13 protein-coding genes and 1 pseudogene are annotated in these 14,277 nt (G+C 67.7%); 10 read left to right on the top strand and 4 right to left on the bottom strand.

Going from position 1 to position 14,277, the window contains the following annotated elements:
* Window positions 1-101: 101 nt before the first annotated feature.
* The 3 genes from WJ12_RS31355 to WJ12_RS31345 all read right to left on the bottom strand — a co-directional run bounded on the left by WJ12_RS31355 (window position 102) and on the right by WJ12_RS31345 (window position 2,060).
* Window positions 102-401 (bottom strand): DUF4148 domain-containing protein, encoded by a 300-nt coding sequence (locus WJ12_RS31355; protein ID WP_034186124.1) that lies wholly within the window; start codon window positions 399-401, stop codon window positions 102-104.
* A gap of 214 nt (window positions 402-615) precedes the next feature.
* Window positions 616-1,602 carry an oxidoreductase gene (locus WJ12_RS31350; protein ID WP_059556968.1) on the bottom strand — a complete coding sequence of 329 codons (987 nt, stop codon included), beginning with the start codon at window positions 1,600-1,602 and terminating at the stop codon, window positions 616-618.
* 167 nt (window positions 1,603-1,769) lie between these two features.
* Window positions 1,770-2,060 (bottom strand): DUF3331 domain-containing protein, encoded by a 291-nt coding sequence (locus WJ12_RS31345; RefSeq protein WP_034186125.1) that lies wholly within the window; start codon window positions 2,058-2,060, stop codon window positions 1,770-1,772.
* 665 nt (window positions 2,061-2,725) lie between these two features.
* Here WJ12_RS31345 and WJ12_RS31340 point away from each other — a divergent pair.
* The 9 genes from WJ12_RS31340 (at window position 2,726) to WJ12_RS31300 (ending at window position 11,933) form a co-directional block, all read left to right on the top strand.
* Complete coding sequence (locus tag WJ12_RS31340; RefSeq protein WP_034186126.1) at window positions 2,726-3,490, top strand: SDR family oxidoreductase; 765 nt, start codon at window positions 2,726-2,728, stop codon at window positions 3,488-3,490.
* Between the two features lie 57 nt (window positions 3,491-3,547).
* Window positions 3,548-4,390 (top strand): ureidoglycolate lyase, encoded by an 843-nt coding sequence (locus WJ12_RS31335; RefSeq protein ID WP_034186127.1) that lies wholly within the window; start codon window positions 3,548-3,550, stop codon window positions 4,388-4,390.
* Between the two features lie 23 nt (window positions 4,391-4,413).
* Window positions 4,414-5,691 (top strand): L-fuconate dehydratase, encoded by a 1,278-nt coding sequence (locus WJ12_RS31330; RefSeq protein ID WP_059556889.1) that lies wholly within the window; start codon window positions 4,414-4,416, stop codon window positions 5,689-5,691.
* A gap of 43 nt (window positions 5,692-5,734) precedes the next feature.
* Window positions 5,735-6,511, top strand: coding sequence for an SDR family oxidoreductase (locus WJ12_RS31325; protein ID WP_059556888.1), 777 nt, complete (start codon window positions 5,735-5,737; stop codon window positions 6,509-6,511).
* 12 nt (window positions 6,512-6,523) lie between these two features.
* Window positions 6,524-8,062 carry a sugar ABC transporter ATP-binding protein gene (locus WJ12_RS31320; protein ID WP_069245991.1) on the top strand — a complete coding sequence of 513 codons (1,539 nt, stop codon included), beginning with the start codon at window positions 6,524-6,526 and terminating at the stop codon, window positions 8,060-8,062.
* A 14-nt stretch (window positions 8,063-8,076) separates the two neighbouring features.
* Entirely contained in the window at window positions 8,077-9,114 is a 1,038-nt protein-coding gene (locus WJ12_RS31315) for an ABC transporter permease (protein ID WP_034186131.1), read from the top strand.
* A gap of 77 nt (window positions 9,115-9,191) precedes the next feature.
* Window positions 9,192-10,133 (top strand): ABC transporter substrate-binding protein, encoded by a 942-nt coding sequence (locus WJ12_RS31310; RefSeq protein ID WP_049029304.1) that lies wholly within the window; start codon window positions 9,192-9,194, stop codon window positions 10,131-10,133.
* Window positions 10,134-10,200: 67 nt separating this feature from the next.
* Window positions 10,201-11,091, top strand: coding sequence for an L-fucono-1,5-lactonase (locus tag WJ12_RS31305; RefSeq protein ID WP_059556967.1), 891 nt, complete (start codon window positions 10,201-10,203; stop codon window positions 11,089-11,091).
* Between the two features lie 68 nt (window positions 11,092-11,159).
* Entirely contained in the window at window positions 11,160-11,933 is a 774-nt protein-coding gene (locus tag WJ12_RS31300; RefSeq protein ID WP_034186133.1) for a FadR/GntR family transcriptional regulator, read from the top strand.
* A 23-nt stretch (window positions 11,934-11,956) separates the two neighbouring features.
* Here WJ12_RS31300 and WJ12_RS31295 read toward each other — a convergent pair whose 3' ends face one another.
* Window positions 11,957-13,198 carry an NAD(P)/FAD-dependent oxidoreductase gene (locus WJ12_RS31295; protein WP_059556886.1) on the bottom strand — a complete coding sequence of 414 codons (1,242 nt, stop codon included), beginning with the start codon at window positions 13,196-13,198 and terminating at the stop codon, window positions 11,957-11,959.
* Between the two features lie 167 nt (window positions 13,199-13,365).
* Between WJ12_RS31295 and WJ12_RS31290 the strand changes: the two are divergent.
* Window positions 13,366-14,058 (top strand): annotated as a pseudogene (locus WJ12_RS31290) (molybdopterin cofactor-binding domain-containing protein); the annotation flags it as partial.
* Window positions 14,059-14,277 lie beyond the last annotated feature (219 nt).

The following is a 14,277-nucleotide window of genomic DNA, read 5'->3' as shown; positions in this document are numbered from 1 at the left end:
GAGGTATGCGTTTCACAAACAAGACGAGCCCCGCGAAGGGGCTCGTCCGGACTGCGTTGCTTCATCGCGCGACGCGCGGCGCCCGCCGGGGGCGCATCGGCTTACTGGCCGAAGAAGATCGAGTCGCGTGCGTTCGACGATGCGGCTGCCGGGGCGCCCGAGTGGACGAGCGGAGCCGGCTGGGCGCCGTAGCCGCTGGTGTCGGCACCATGAATACGCGCTTCGGCGCTCTGGATGTCGTTCGGGTAGTACGGGCTCGACACGCCCGGCTTGTAGCCGGCTTGTTCGAGCTGGACCAGTTCGCCACGCACCTGGGCGCGGGTCACGGTGCTTTGAGCGAATGCGCCGAACGAAGCGGACAGGGCGACAGCGGCGACGACTGCGGAAACGAGCGATTTCATGGTGACCTCCGGTGTTTTATTGAGTTCGCTCTCGACACCATGTCTTGAGCGATTGATCAAATCTTAGTCACCGGCGTGTTCAGGGTAAACGCTGATTTTGACGATAGATTGTTTCCGGCGCGGTAACAGTGGCGCGATGAATCAGTCTTTCAACAGGCTTTCTTTTCGGCTTGCGCAATAAGTATGAAGAATATGGCGGGTAGCGTCGTGCGGTTCAGCGCGCTTCGGCCGCCGTGTCGAGCGGCCGGCCGGGCACGCGTCCGGCGGGCGCGCCCGAACTGAGGAAGCGCACGCCCGTCGCGGCTTCCGACGCTTCCCACAGCAGCGCCGCCGAGGCGACGTCGCGCGCCGCGCGCGGCACGCTCGCGGGCGCCGGCAGCCCGCGCGACTCGAACCAGCCGGACGGCCCGATGTATGCGCCGCCCGCGAGATCGGGCGACGTGGCGGCATGGATCGCGGGCAGCGCGCCCTGGTCGGCCGGTTGCGCGAGATAACGGTTCGCCGCGCGCATCAGCGCGGCGCGCGCGGGCGAACGGTCCATCGCGGGGCCCGCGAACTGCAGGTTGGTCGCCGCATAGCCGGGGTGCGCGGCCACGCTGATTCCCGCGAACGCCGCGCGCTCGAAACGGCGCTGCAGCTCGATCGCGAACACGAGGTTCGCGAGCTTGCTGTCGCAATAGGCGAGATAACGGTTGTAACGATGCTCGGCACGCAGGTCGTCGACGCGAATCCGGCCGCCGCGGTTGAAGCCGCTCGACATCGTCACGACGCGCGCCCGTCGCGCGGCGCGCAACGCGGGCAGCAGATGGCCGGTCAGCGCGAAATGGCCGAGGTGGTTGGTGCCGAACTGCATTTCGAAGCCGTCGTGCGTATGCCGCAGCGGCAGGAACATCACGCCGGCGTTGTTGCAGAGGATGTCGATGCGGCCGTGGCGTTCGGAGACGTCGCCCGCGAAGCGGGCGATCGAGGCGAGATCGGCAAGGTCGAGCGGATCGACCTCGACGCGGGCGTCGGGATGGAGCCGGCGGATCGCGTCGGCCGCCCGGGCGGCGCGCGCGGCGTCGCGGCAGCCCATCACGACCGTCGCGCCTTTCGCGGCCAGCGTTTCCGCGAGCTGCCAGCCGAGACCGCTGTTGGCACCGGTCACGACCGCGACCTTGCCGCCCTGCGCCGGGACGTGGCGCGCGCTCCATGCATGCATGTCTGTCTCCATCGGCAGGGCCGACCGGCCGCGGCACGTAATCGTTACATTGCGTGATGTAACGATAGTGCGGGCGGGCGTGACAGACAAGCGGGGGAATTAGACCGGCGCTTCTAGGGCGGGCGCAGTGCGTGGCGCGGCCAGCCCCGGCGCGCGGCCGGCAGGTTTTACCTGCTTCCGGCCAGCGCGAGCACCTCGGCGGCGGAGATCATCGCGGCCGCATTCGCGGGTGCCGGACGTTCGGCCGGGCGGAACACTTCGTCGCCGCGATGGATGACCTGGCGCGACAGCGCGCAGGTGCCGGTGCGTTGCGCGAAGCGGCGGCGCCAGCGCTGTTCACCGTAGTGACAGCGGCCGGGCTCGACCCAGCGGACGACGAGCAGCGTATCGGAACGTTCGAGGATTTCGACGTGGACGTCGGCGGGATCGAGCACAGGCAGGGATTTGGAGGCCTTCATTTTGCCGTTTCCTAAAGCTCGTGCGGTTTCGGCCTTGGCAGTGGATGTCACTACCCGATGGCGAATCCGTAGCGGTTTCCATGAGTGGTGCGCTAAATGTAAGCGTCTGTGACCGGAAAAAACATCCTGTCTGGCTCAAATTACCTTTTGCCGATTTAGAAACAATCCACGCTTATTTTCGTGGAAACCACAGACAAAAACGCCCCGGACGGGAAGTCCGGGGCGGAAAATCGGCCCGCGCACCGTGTCTGCTCGCCCAGTCACGGTGTCCATCGCCGGGGGACGGAGTGCCCGCAGGGATCGAAGGCGGGCGGAGAGGCGATGGGTGAAAAGCGCGGTCCGGCAACGCCATGATGGCGTGCTGATCCCGTTGAGACCCTGACGCGAACATGACTTTTTTGTCAGTTTGGCGAAGTGGCTGCGCGGGACGAGCCCGAAGATTCGGCTGAGAGGCCTGTCAGCATTGGGTTTGTACGATTTACGGAAGGGATTTTTAGGACTTGTCCTTCGCCGGATTTTTCTTCGTCCGCCCGATTTCTCCGCCCGGGTAAATACTGAATCCCGATTTCGTGACAAACGCGCGATTGCTTTCTATGATTGGTTGGACCTTTAGTCCTTTGTGCCAATCGGCCGACGGGTGGCCGGCTTTTTCGGGAGACGTGCTCATGAGATTGCAGGGCAAACGCGCGCTGGTGACGGCGGCCGGGCAGGGCATTGGCCGCGCGACCGCGCTGCGGTTCGCGAGCGAGGGCGCCGACGTGCTGGCGACCGACATCAACGAAGCCGCGCTCGTGCGGCTCGAGGCCGACGCCGAACGCGCGGGCGCCCGGCTGGCCACGCGGCGGCTCGACGTCACCGATGCGAACGACGTCGCGGCGCTCGCCGCGGGCGAACGTGCGTTCGACGTGCTGTTCAACTGCGCGGGCTACGTGCACCACGGCTCGATCCTCGACTGCGACGACGACGCGTGGGCGTTCTCGATGAACCTGAACGTCACGTCGATGTACCGGCTGATTCGCGCGCTGCTGCCCGCGATGCTCGAAGCCGGCGGCGCGTCGATCATCAACATGGCCTCGGCCGCGTCGAGCGTGAAGGGCGTGCCGAACCGCTTCGTCTACGGCACGTCCAAGGCGGCCGTGATCGGGCTGACCAAGGCGGTCGCCGCCGATTTCGTCGAGCGCGGCATCCGCTGCAACGCGATCTGCCCGGGCACGATCGAATCGCCGTCGCTGGAGCAGCGCATCGCGGACCAGGCGCGCACGCGCCACGTGTCGACCGACGAGGTGCGCCAGGCATTCGTCGCGCGTCAGCCGATCGGCCGCATCGGCCGCGCCGACGAAGTGGCCGCGCTCGCGCTGTACCTCGCGTCCGACGAAGCGTCGTTCACGACCGGCGCGATCCACCTGATCGACGGCGGCTGGTCAAACTGACCGTCTCAAACTGACCGCGCCTTCCCATTCACTTTCCGTTTCCGTTCCGACGACGCTATGAAACTGCTCAGATTTGGCGACAAACACCATGAAAAACCGGGCCTGCTCGATGCGCAGGGCCACCTTCGCGACCTGTCCGGCGTGATCGACGACATCGCCGGCGATGCGCTGACCCCCGCGTCGCTCGCGCGGCTGCGCGACATTCCGCCGTCGTCGCTGCCGCGCGTCGAGGGCGCGCCGCGGATCGGCGCGTGCGTCGGCCGCGTCGGCAAGTTCATCTGCATCGGGCTCAACTATTCGGACCACGCGGCCGAGTCGGGCATGGAGGTGCCGAAGGAGCCCGTCGTGTTCGGCAAGTGGACGAGCGCGATCTCGGGCCCGAACGATGACGTCGAGATCCCGCGCGGCTCGCGGAAGACCGACTGGGAAGTCGAGCTCGGCGTGGTGATCGGCCAGGGCGGCCGCTACATCGACGAAGCCGATGCGCTGTCGCACGTGGCCGGCTACTGCGTCGTGAACGACGTGTCGGAACGCGAATACCAGCTCGAACGCGGCGGCACGTGGGACAAGGGCAAGGGCAACGACACGTTCGGCCCGCTTGGGCCGTGGCTCGTGACGGCCGACGAAGTGCCCGATCCGCACGCGCTGCGGTTGTGGCTCGACGTCGACGGCCACCGCTACCAGAACGGCACGACCGCGACGATGGTGTTCCGCGTGCCGCACCTGATCAGCTACCTGAGCCGCTTCATGAGCCTGCAGCCGGGCGACGTGATCTCGACCGGCACGCCGCCGGGCGTCGGCCTCGGGCAGAAGCCGCCCGTCTATCTGCGCGCCGGACAGGTGATCACGCTCGGCATCGACGGGCTCGGCGAGCAGCGCCAGCGCACCGTGCAGGCCTGATCTCCTTTTACGGACGGTTCGTCATGCCTATCATTCGATCGATGCGCGTCCTCGACGTGCGCTTCCCGACCTCGCGCCAGCTCGACGGTTCCGATGCGATGAATCCGGACCCCGATTATTCGGCGGCCTACGTCGTCCTCGAAACCGATCGCGACGGGCTCGAGGGGCACGGGCTCACGTTCACCATCGGGCGCGGCAACGAAATCTGCTGCGCGGCGATCGACGCGATGCGTCACCTCGTCGTCGGCCTCGACCTCGACTGGATTCGCGAGGACATGGGCCGCTTCTGGCGTCACGTGACGTCGGACAGCCAGTTGCGCTGGATCGGCCCCGACAAGGGCGCGATCCACCTCGCGACCGGCGCCGTCGTCAATGCGGTGTGGGATCTGTGGGCGAAGGCCGTCGGCAAGCCGCTGTGGCGGCTCGTCGCCGACATGAGCCCCGAGGAACTGGTACGCACGATCGACTTCCGCTACCTGACCGACTGCCTGACGCCGGATGAAGCGCTCGAACTGCTGCGCCGGCAGGCGCCCGGCAAGGCCGCGCGGATCGCGGCGCTCGAGCGCGACGGCTACCCGTGCTACACGACGTCGGCCGGCTGGCTCGGCTACAGCGACGACAAGCTGCGCCGGCTGTGCCGCGAGGCGGTGGACGCCGGTTTCGACCATGTGAAGCTGAAGGTCGGCGCGAACCTCGAGGACGACATCCGCCGCGTGACGATCGCGCGCGAAGTGATCGGACCCGATCGCAAGCTGATGATCGACGCGAACCAGGTGTGGGAAGTCGACGAGGCGATCGACTGGGTGCGCGAGCTCGCGTTCGCGCGGCCGTGGTTCATCGAGGAGCCGACGAGCCCCGACGACGTCGAAGGGCATCGCAAGATCCGCAAGGCGATCGCGCCCGTGCAGGTCGCGACCGGCGAGATGTGCCAGAACCGCGTGCTGTTCAAGCAGTTCATCGCGCGCGGCGCGATCGACGTCGTGCAGATCGACGCGTGCCGGCTCGGCGGCGTGAACGAGATTCTCGCGGTGATGCTGATGGCCGCGAAGTACGGGCTGCCCGTATGCCCGCATGCGGGCGGCGTCGGGCTGTGCGAGTACGTGCAGCACCTGTCGATGATCGATTACGTGTGCATTTCCGGCACGAAGGAAGGGCGCGTGACCGAGTACGTCGATCACCTGCACGAGCATTTCGTCGAGCCGTGCGTCGTGCGCGGCGCGGCGTACCTGCCGCCGACGGCACCCGGCTTCTCGATCGAGATGAAGCCCGAATCGCTGGAGCAGTACCGGTTCCGCGGCTGACACGCATCGAGCGTGCCGACAACATGAACGACGGAGACGCGAAGTGGATCTGAATCTGCAGGACAAGGTCGTGATCGTGACCGGCGGTGCGTCGGGCATCGGCGCCGCGATCTCGATGCGGCTGGCCGGCGAAGGCGCGATACCGGTGGTGTTCGCGCGGCACGCGCCCGACGACGCGTTCTGGCGCGCGCTCACGCGCGAGCAGCCGAACGCCGCGTGCGTGTCCGTCGAATTGCAGGACGATGCGCAGTGCCGCGACGCGGTCGCGCGGACCGTCGCGCGATTCGGTCGGCTCGACGGGCTCGTCAACAACGCCGGCGTCAACGACAGCATCGGGCTCGATGCGGGGCGCGACGCGTTCGTCGCGTCGCTCGAACGCAATCTCGTCCACTACTACGTGATGGCGCATTACTGCGTGCCGCACCTGAAGGCGGCGCGCGGCGCGATCGTCAACATCTCGTCGAAGACGGCCGTGACCGGGCAGGGCGACACGAGCGGCTACTGCGCGTCGAAGGGCGCGCAGCTCGCGCTGACGCGTGAATGGGCCGTCGCGTTGCGCGACGACGGCGTGCGCGTGAACGCGGTGGTCCCGGCCGAGGTGATGACGCCGCTGTACCGGAAATGGATCGACGGCTTCGACGATCCGGAGACGAAGCTCGCGGCGATCGCGGGCAAGGTGCCGCTCGGCCGGCGCTTCACGACGGCCGACGAGATCGCCGACACGACGGTGTTCCTGCTGTCGGAACGCGCGTCGCACACGACGGGCCAGTGGCTGTTCGTCGACGGCGGCTATACGCATCTCGACCGTGCGATCAGCTGAGGGCCGCGAGCGATGCAACCCGACCTCCACCCGAACCTCGCGCCGCCGCTGATTGCATTGACCGGCATCGGCAAGCGCTTCCCGGGCGTGCAGGCGCTCGATGATTGCCGCTTCGACCTGCGCGCGGGCGAAGTGCATGCGCTGATGGGCGAGAACGGCGCCGGCAAGTCGACGCTGATGAAGATCCTCGCGGGCGTGTACCCGCGCGACGACGGCGAGATCCGGATGGACGGCCATCCGGTCGAGATCGCCGATCCGCGCGCCGCGCAGGCGCTCGGGATCGGCATCATTCATCAGGAACTGAACCTGATGAGCCACCTGAGCGTCGCGCAGAACATCTTCATCGGCCGCGAGCCGCGCGGCCGTCTCGGCGTGTTCGTCGACGAAGACAAGCTGAATCGCGATGCCGCCGCGATCTTCCGGCGGATGCGGCTCGATCTCGATCCGCGCACGCCGGTCGGCCGGCTGACGGTCGCGAAGCAGCAGATGGTCGAGATCGCGAAGGCGCTGTCGTTCGATTCGCGCGTGCTGATCATGGACGAGCCGACCGCCGCGCTGAACAACGCCGAGATCGGCGAGTTGTTCCGCATCATCCGCGACCTGCGGGCGAACGGCGTCGGCATCGTCTACATCTCGCACAAGATGGACGAACTGCGCCAGATCGCCGATCGCGTGACCGTGATGCGCGACGGCAAGTACGTCGCGACCGTGCCGATGGCCGGCACGTCGATGGAGACGATCATTTCGATGATGGTCGGGCGCCAGCTCGAAACGGAAGCGCGCACGCCGCCCGATACGTCGTCGAACGACGTGGCGCTCGAGGTGCGCGGGCTGTCGCGCGGGCGTGCGATCCGCGAGGTCGGCTTCACGCTGCGGCGCGGCGAGATCCTCGGCTTCGCGGGGCTGATGGGCGCGGGCCGCACCGAGGTCGCGCGCGCGGTGTTCGGCGCGGACCCGATCGATGCCGGCGAAATTCGCGTGCACGGCCGCACCGTGACGATCCGCACGCCGGCCGACGCGGTGAGGCACGGGATCGGCTACCTGTCCGAGGATCGCAAGCACTTCGGGCTCGCGGTCGGCATGGACGTGCAGAACAACGTCGCGCTGGCGAGCATGCGCCGCTTCTTGCATCGCGGTGCGTTCCTGGATGCGCGCAAGATGCGCGACACCGCGCAGTCGTACGTGCGGCGGCTCGCGATCCGCACGCCGTCGGTCACGCAGCCCGCGCGGCTGCTGTCGGGCGGCAACCAGCAGAAGATCGTGATCGCGAAATGGCTGCTGCGCGACTGCGACATCCTGTTCTTCGACGAGCCGACGCGCGGCATCGACGTCGGCGCGAAAAGCGAGATCTACAAGCTGCTCGACGCGCTCGCCGCCGACGGCAAGGCGATCGTGATGATCTCGTCGGAACTGCCCGAGGTGCTGCGCATGAGCCACCGGATTCTCGTGATGTGCGAAGGGCGCGTGACCGGCGAATTGCGTGCGGCCGACGCCACGCAGGAGAAGATCATGCAGCTCGCGACGCAGCGCGAGTCGACCGTATTGTCCTGATTCAGACGCTTACCATGTCCAACGATACGCATCCCGTCCCGCCCCTCGCTTCCGGCGACACGCCGGCCGCCGCGCCCGGTTTTCGCGCGCGCTTCTTCAACCCCGCCGCGCGCCAGAAGCTGCTCGCGTTCGCGAGCCTCGTGCTGCTGATCGTGTTCTTCAGCTTCGGTTCGCCGAACTTTCTCGAAGTCGACAACCTCGTGTCGATCCTGCAGGCCACCGCGGTCAATGGCGTGCTCGCCGTCGCCTGCACGTACGTGATCATCACGTCGGGCATCGACCTGTCGGTCGGCACGCTGATGACGTTCTGCGCGGTGATGGCCGGCGTCGTGCTGACGAAATGGGGGATGCCGCTGCCGTTCGGCATCCTGGCCGCGTTGTGCTTCGGCGCGTTGTCGGGCTGCGTGTCGGGGTTCGTGATCGCGAAGATGAAGGTGCCGCCGTTCATCGCGACGCTCGGCATGATGATGCTGCTCAAGGGCCTGTCGCTCGTGATCTCGGGCACGCGGCCGATCTACTTCAACGACACGCCGGGCTTCACGTCGATCGCGCAGGACTCGCTGATCGGCAACCTGATCCCCGCGCTGCCGATTCCGAACGCGGTGCTGATCCTGTTTCTCGTCGCGATCGGCGCGTCGATCGTGCTGAACCGGACGATCTTCGGCCGCTACACGTTCGCGCTCGGCAGCAACGAGGAAGCGCTGCGGCTGTCCGGCGTGAACGTCGATGCGTGGAAGATCGCCGTCTACACGTTCAGCGGCGCGGTGTGCGGGATCGCCGGCCTGCTGATCGCGTCGCGGCTGAACTCCGCGCAGCCGGCGCTCGGGCAGGGTTACGAGCTCGATGCGATCGCGGCCGTCGTGATCGGCGGCACGTCGCTGTCGGGCGGCGCGGGCAGCATCGTCGGCACCATCATCGGCGCGTTCATCATGAGCGTGCTGACCAACGGCCTGCGCATCATGTCGGTCGCGCAGGAGTGGCAGACGGTCGTGACCGGCGTGATCATCATCCTCGCCGTGTACGTCGACATCCTGCGCCGGCGCCGCCGCTGACGCACGCCTGCACGCAGGCATCCGCTTCACCGCCGGCCCGGCCGGTATCCAGAAGAATCCAACCAAGGAGACGCGAAGTGATCAGGAGCAAGGTGTTGAACGCGATCGTCGGGCTGACGTTCGCCGTCGGCGTCACGGCCGGCGCGCAGGCGCAGGAAGCCTATATCCCGCTGATCTCGAAAGGCTTCCAGCATCAGTTCTGGCAGGCCGTGAAGTCGGGCGCCGTGCAGGCCGCGAAGGACTACAAGGTGAAGGTGACGTTCGAGGGGCCGGAAACCGAGGCGATGGTCGACAAGCAGATCGACATGCTGTCGGCCGCGATCGCGAAGAAGCCGGCCGCGCTCGGCTTCGCGGCGCTCGACAGCAAGGCCGCGCTGCCGCTGCTGAAGAAGGCGCAGGCCGAGAAGATCCCGGTGATCGCGTTCGACTCGGGCGTCGACAGCGACATCCCGGTGACGACCGCCGCGACCAACAACAAGGCGGCCGCCGCGCTCGCCGCCGACAAGCTCGCCGCGCTGATCGGAGACGAAGGCGAGGTGGCCGTGGTCGCGCACGACCAGACGAGCCGTACCGGCATCGACCGCCGCGACGGTTTTCTCGAGCGGATGAAGGCGGCGCACCCGAAGGTGCAGGTCGTGACCGTGCAGTACGGCGAAGGCGACCAGCTGAAGTCGACCGAGGTGACGAAGTCGATCCTGCAGGCGTATCCGAAGCTCAAGGGGCTGTTCGGCACCAACGAAGGATCGGCGATCGGCGTGGTCAACGGCGTGCGCGAGATGAAGCGCAAGGTCGTGATCGTCGGCTACGATTCCGGCAAGCAGCAGAAGGACGCGATCCGCAGCGGGCTGATGGCCGGCGCGATCACGCAGAACCCGATCGGGATCGGCTACAAGACCGTCGAGGCGGCCGTGAAGGCGATCAAGGGCGAGAAGCTGCCGAAGGTCATCGACACCGGTTTCTACTGGTACGACAAGACCAATATCGACGATCCGAAGATCGCGGCGGTGTTGTACGACTGAGCGTTGCGCGCGAGCGGCGGCGATGACGCGCGCCGCCGCGACAGCGGCGACTGAACACGAGGGCACCATGGGCGCAGTGCGCATCGATTCCCATCAGCATTTCTGGCGTTATCGCGCGGCCGACTATCCGTGGATCGGCCCCGGGATGGGCGTGCTCGCGCGCGACTACCTGCCCGACGTGCTGTGGCCGCAGATGCATGCGCAGGCGCTCGGCGCGTCGATCGCGGTGCAGGCGCGCGCCGGGCGCGACGAGACGGCGTTCCTGCTCGATCTCGCGCGCGACGACGCCCGCATCGCGGCGGTGGTCGGCTGGGAGGATCTCGGCGCGCCCGGGCTGGCCGAGCGGGTCGCCGCGTGGGGCAGCCCGAAGCTGCGCGGCTTTCGTCATCAGGTGCAGGACGAAGCCGACGTGGCCGCATTCGTCGCCGATCCCGGTTTCAATCGGGGCATCGCGTGGCTGCAGGCGAATGGTTACGTGTACGACGTGCTCGTGTTCGAGCGCCAGTTGCCAGACGTGCGCGCGTTCTGCGCGACCCACGATGCGCACTGGCTCGTGCTCGATCATGCGGGCAAGCCGGCGCTCACCGAGTTCGAGCGCGACGACACGGCGCTCGCACGCTGGCGCGCGTCGCTGCGCGAGCTGGGCGCGTTGCCGCACGTGGCATGCAAGCTGTCGGGGCTCGTGACCGAGGCGGACTGGCGGCGCGGCCTGCGCGCGCGGGACATCCGGCACATCGAGCAGTGCCTCGACGCGGCGCTCGACGCGTTCGGGCCGCAGCGGCTGATGTTCGGGTCGGACTGGCCCGTGTGCCTGCTGGCGGCCTCGTATGACGAAGTGGCGTCGCTCGTCGAACGCTGGGCCGAATCGCGGCTGTCGGCGGCCGAGCGCAACGCGCTGTGGGGCGGCACGGCCGCGCGTTGTTACGCGGTGCCGGGCGATGTGAGGCGCGGCATATAAAATAGGCGCGAACGGTCTGTGCGATTCGTCAGACCGTCCGGAACGAAACCGATTACCAGCGTCAACGTATGTCCATCCAGCCGATTCAGAACCGCCGCCTCTACCAGCAGATCGCCGACAAGCTCAGCGCGATGATCGAGTCCGGCGATTTTCCGCCGGGCAGCTATCTGCCGCCCGAGCGCGAACTGGCCGAGCAGTTCGGCGTGTCGCGCACGTCGGTGCGCGAGGCGCTGATCGCGCTCGAAGTGAGCGGGCTCGTCAGCGTGCGCGTCGGCGACGGCGTGAAGGTGCGTCATCCCGAAGCGGCCGCGGCGCCGGAGCCCGCGCCCGAACCCGTATCCCGTGCGACGGTCGCGCCGTTTTCGATCGTCGAGATCGATCCCGAACTCGGCATCGCGCTCGACCTCGATACCGAGATCCCGCCGTTCGCGCTGTTGCAGGCGCGCCGGCTGATCGAACCGGAAGCGGCGTCGCTCGCGGCAAAGCACGGCTCGGACGCGCAGATCGAAGGAATTCACGAAGCGTTCCTGCGCAACCAGGAAGACAACCGCAGCGGCTCGCTCACGCACCCGGGCGACCGGCTGTTCCATATCCGCATCGCGGAAGCGAGCGACAACGCCGCGTATGCGCTGATGATCAAGCAGCTGCTCGCGCACAAGTACGACCTGATGTTCCAGCGGCTGCAGTCGCTGTACATGCCGAACGACATGCCGCACCGTTCGGAGCTGGAACACCGCGCGATCCTCGACGCGATCCGTGCGCGCGATCCCGACGCCGCGCGCCGCGCGATGGCCGAGCACCTCGACGAAGTCATCCGGATCTTCGGCCGCGCGCTCGACTGAGCGCGCGGTGACGGGTCATCTGTTCAGAAACGATCGGCGCGATACGGCGCCGGATCGGTGAACGGCGCTTCGCCCGTCATCATCTCGGCCAGCAGGCGGCCGGTGACGGGGCCGAGCGTGAGCCCGTGGTGGTTGTGGCCGAACGCGAACCACAGGCCGCGATGCGCGGGCGCGGGGCCGATCACCGGGCGCATGTCCGGCGTGCACGGCCGGAAGCCGAGCCACGGCTGCGGGTCGAGCCGTTCGCCGAAACCGAACACGGGCCGCGCGACGCGTTCCGCGCGTTCGAGCTGCACGCCGGTCGGCGGCACGCGGCGCCGCGCGATCTCGACCCCCGTCGTCAGCCGCAGCCCGCGCCGCATCGGCGCGATCACGTAGCCGTATTCGCGATCGACGATCGGCGCCGACGGCACGCCGCGCGCGGACGGCGCGTAGTGCATGTGATAACCGCGCTTCTCGCGCAGCGGGATCTTGTAGCCGAACTTGCCGAACACGATGTCGGACCACGGGCCGAGCGCGACGACGACGGCCGGCGCGGCGGCCGGGCCGTCCTGCGTGTGAACCTGCCAGCCGGGCGACAGTGCGTCGAGGCTGGCGGCGTCGCCGCCGAGCAGCGTGCCGCCGCCCTGCACGAACAGTTGCGCATACGCTTTGACGAGCGCGGACGGATCGACGACGCTTTTCGGATCGAGCCAGTGCAGCGCGCCGCAGAAGCCGGGTGCGAGGCTCGGCTCGTGCGCGTGCAGCGCGGCCGCGTCGAGCGGCGTGATGCCGAGCCCGTGGCGGCGCGCGGTGAGGCCGGCCTCGGCCACGCCGCGTTCGAAGGCGGCCGGCGTGCGGAACGCTTCCAGCCAGCCGGTCGCGCGGATCAGTTCGCCGGCGCCGGCCCGCGCGATCAGCGCGTCGTGCTCGACGATGCAGCGCTCGATCAGCGGCAGCATGTCGCGCGAAGCGGCCGCGTGACGCAGCGGCGCCGATTCCCACCAGAACCGCGCGAGCCATGGCGCGAACGCGGGCAGCGATGCGCTGTGCCAGTAGAGATCGGTCGAGCGGTTCAGCGCATAACGCATGAGCGTGAACGGGCTGCGCGGGAACGGATACGGCTCGACCGACGAGCGTTCGATCAGCCCGGCGTTGCCGAAGCTCGTGCCTTCGCCGGGCGCGCCGCGATCGACAAGGGCAACCTTGCGTCCGCGATCCTGCAGATGCAGCGCGGCGGACACGCCGACGATGCCGGCGCCGAGAACGATTACGTCGAAATCCATCGATGGTGAAGGGCGGTTGGCGGGGCAGGGGGCGTGGTGTCGCGATCGTCGTGCCGCCGCGTGTTGGAGAACGTTCGACGTACAAGCATACTCGCCGCGGCGTGAAGGACCAAGCCGGCGGCGGTGCTGATACGCGGAACGTGGCCCGTGCACGATGATTCGCGATCGTCGCGGCGAGGCGGGCAGCATGGGTCGACGACCCGGCCGCGCGTGTCGTGCCGACGATTGCCGACGGCGATTCCGCGAAGGCGAAAGCGGCCCGTGCACGTACGATCGAGGCGTCGTATTCGATGCCGCACAAGGCCACGAATCCGCCGGAGCCGATCAACGTCACCGTGTTCGCGCGTAACGGCGGCACTCCCGCGCATTGCGTGACGCTGCACGAACGCGTGTCGGGCGGCAGCTTCGGTGCGCGCGAATCGACGTACTGGCTGTTCGACGCGACATGGTGTGCGGTGAAGGCGGGCAAGCCCGTGAAGCTGATGAACAGTCGCAAGGACGGCGCGGTGAAGATGGAGAGGCTCACGTGCGTGGCCGACTGCGGGAGCGCGGTGTCGCCGGCCGGGGGCGACGAGCAACGGTACGGCGGGCTGATGTGGGGGCTCGGCCATGCGACGGCCGATCGCATCGATTTCCGGCACGGCCGCGTGCTGCAGTCGAACTTCGATACGTATCGCGTGATGCGGATGAGCGACATGCCAGAGACCGACATTCACATCGTGCAGGGCGATCCGGCGAAGCCGGGCGGCGTCGGCGAACTGTCGAGCCCGGCGGTGACGCCGGCGATTGCGAATGCGGGGTTCAGGCTGACGGGGACGCGCCTGCGGGAGACGCCGTTCGATTTGTCGGCGATCGCATAGCGCGCATGAACGTATGAAGTTTGCCGCCCGCGGGCATCCAATCCGCTGACCAATCTACCGGCGTCGACACCGGATCGACGCCGGTCATCGCCTTCGCTCGCATCGTCGTGACGCAGTACCGATTCCGCATACTTTCCGACGTTTTATCGGGTGTTTCCCACTGCTTGGTCATCCGAATTTTTACCTAAGATGAAGCCATCATGCGCGTAATTCGGTGCC

Source organism: Burkholderia seminalis (assembly GCF_001718535.1).
GTDB lineage: Bacteria > Pseudomonadota > Gammaproteobacteria > Burkholderiales > Burkholderiaceae > Burkholderia > Burkholderia seminalis.
Note: the sequence above shows the minus strand (reverse complement) of the source record. Positions and strands in the feature narration are given on the sequence as shown.

Coding starts and splice junctions, on each gene's coding strand:
- WJ12_RS31355 (WP_034186124.1), bottom strand. CDS start 401: ATGAAATCGCTCGTTTCCGCAGTCGTCGCCGCTGTCGCCCTGTCCGCT.
- WJ12_RS31350 (WP_059556968.1), bottom strand. CDS start 1,602: ATGCATGCATGGAGCGCGCGCCACGTCCCGGCGCAGGGCGGCAAGGTC.
- WJ12_RS31345 (WP_034186125.1), bottom strand. CDS start 2,060: ATGAAGGCCTCCAAATCCCTGCCTGTGCTCGATCCCGCCGACGTCCAC.
- WJ12_RS31340 (WP_034186126.1), top strand. CDS start 2,726: ATGAGATTGCAGGGCAAACGCGCGCTGGTGACGGCGGCCGGGCAGGGC.
- WJ12_RS31335 (WP_034186127.1), top strand. CDS start 3,548: ATGAAACTGCTCAGATTTGGCGACAAACACCATGAAAAACCGGGCCTG.
- WJ12_RS31330 (WP_059556889.1), top strand. CDS start 4,414: ATGCCTATCATTCGATCGATGCGCGTCCTCGACGTGCGCTTCCCGACC.
- WJ12_RS31320 (WP_069245991.1), top strand. CDS start 6,524: ATGCAACCCGACCTCCACCCGAACCTCGCGCCGCCGCTGATTGCATTG.
- WJ12_RS31315 (WP_034186131.1), top strand. CDS start 8,077: ATGTCCAACGATACGCATCCCGTCCCGCCCCTCGCTTCCGGCGACACG.
- WJ12_RS31305 (WP_059556967.1), top strand. CDS start 10,201: ATGGGCGCAGTGCGCATCGATTCCCATCAGCATTTCTGGCGTTATCGC.
- WJ12_RS31300 (WP_034186133.1), top strand. CDS start 11,160: ATGTCCATCCAGCCGATTCAGAACCGCCGCCTCTACCAGCAGATCGCC.
- WJ12_RS31295 (WP_059556886.1), bottom strand. CDS start 13,198: ATGGATTTCGACGTAATCGTTCTCGGCGCCGGCATCGTCGGCGTGTCC.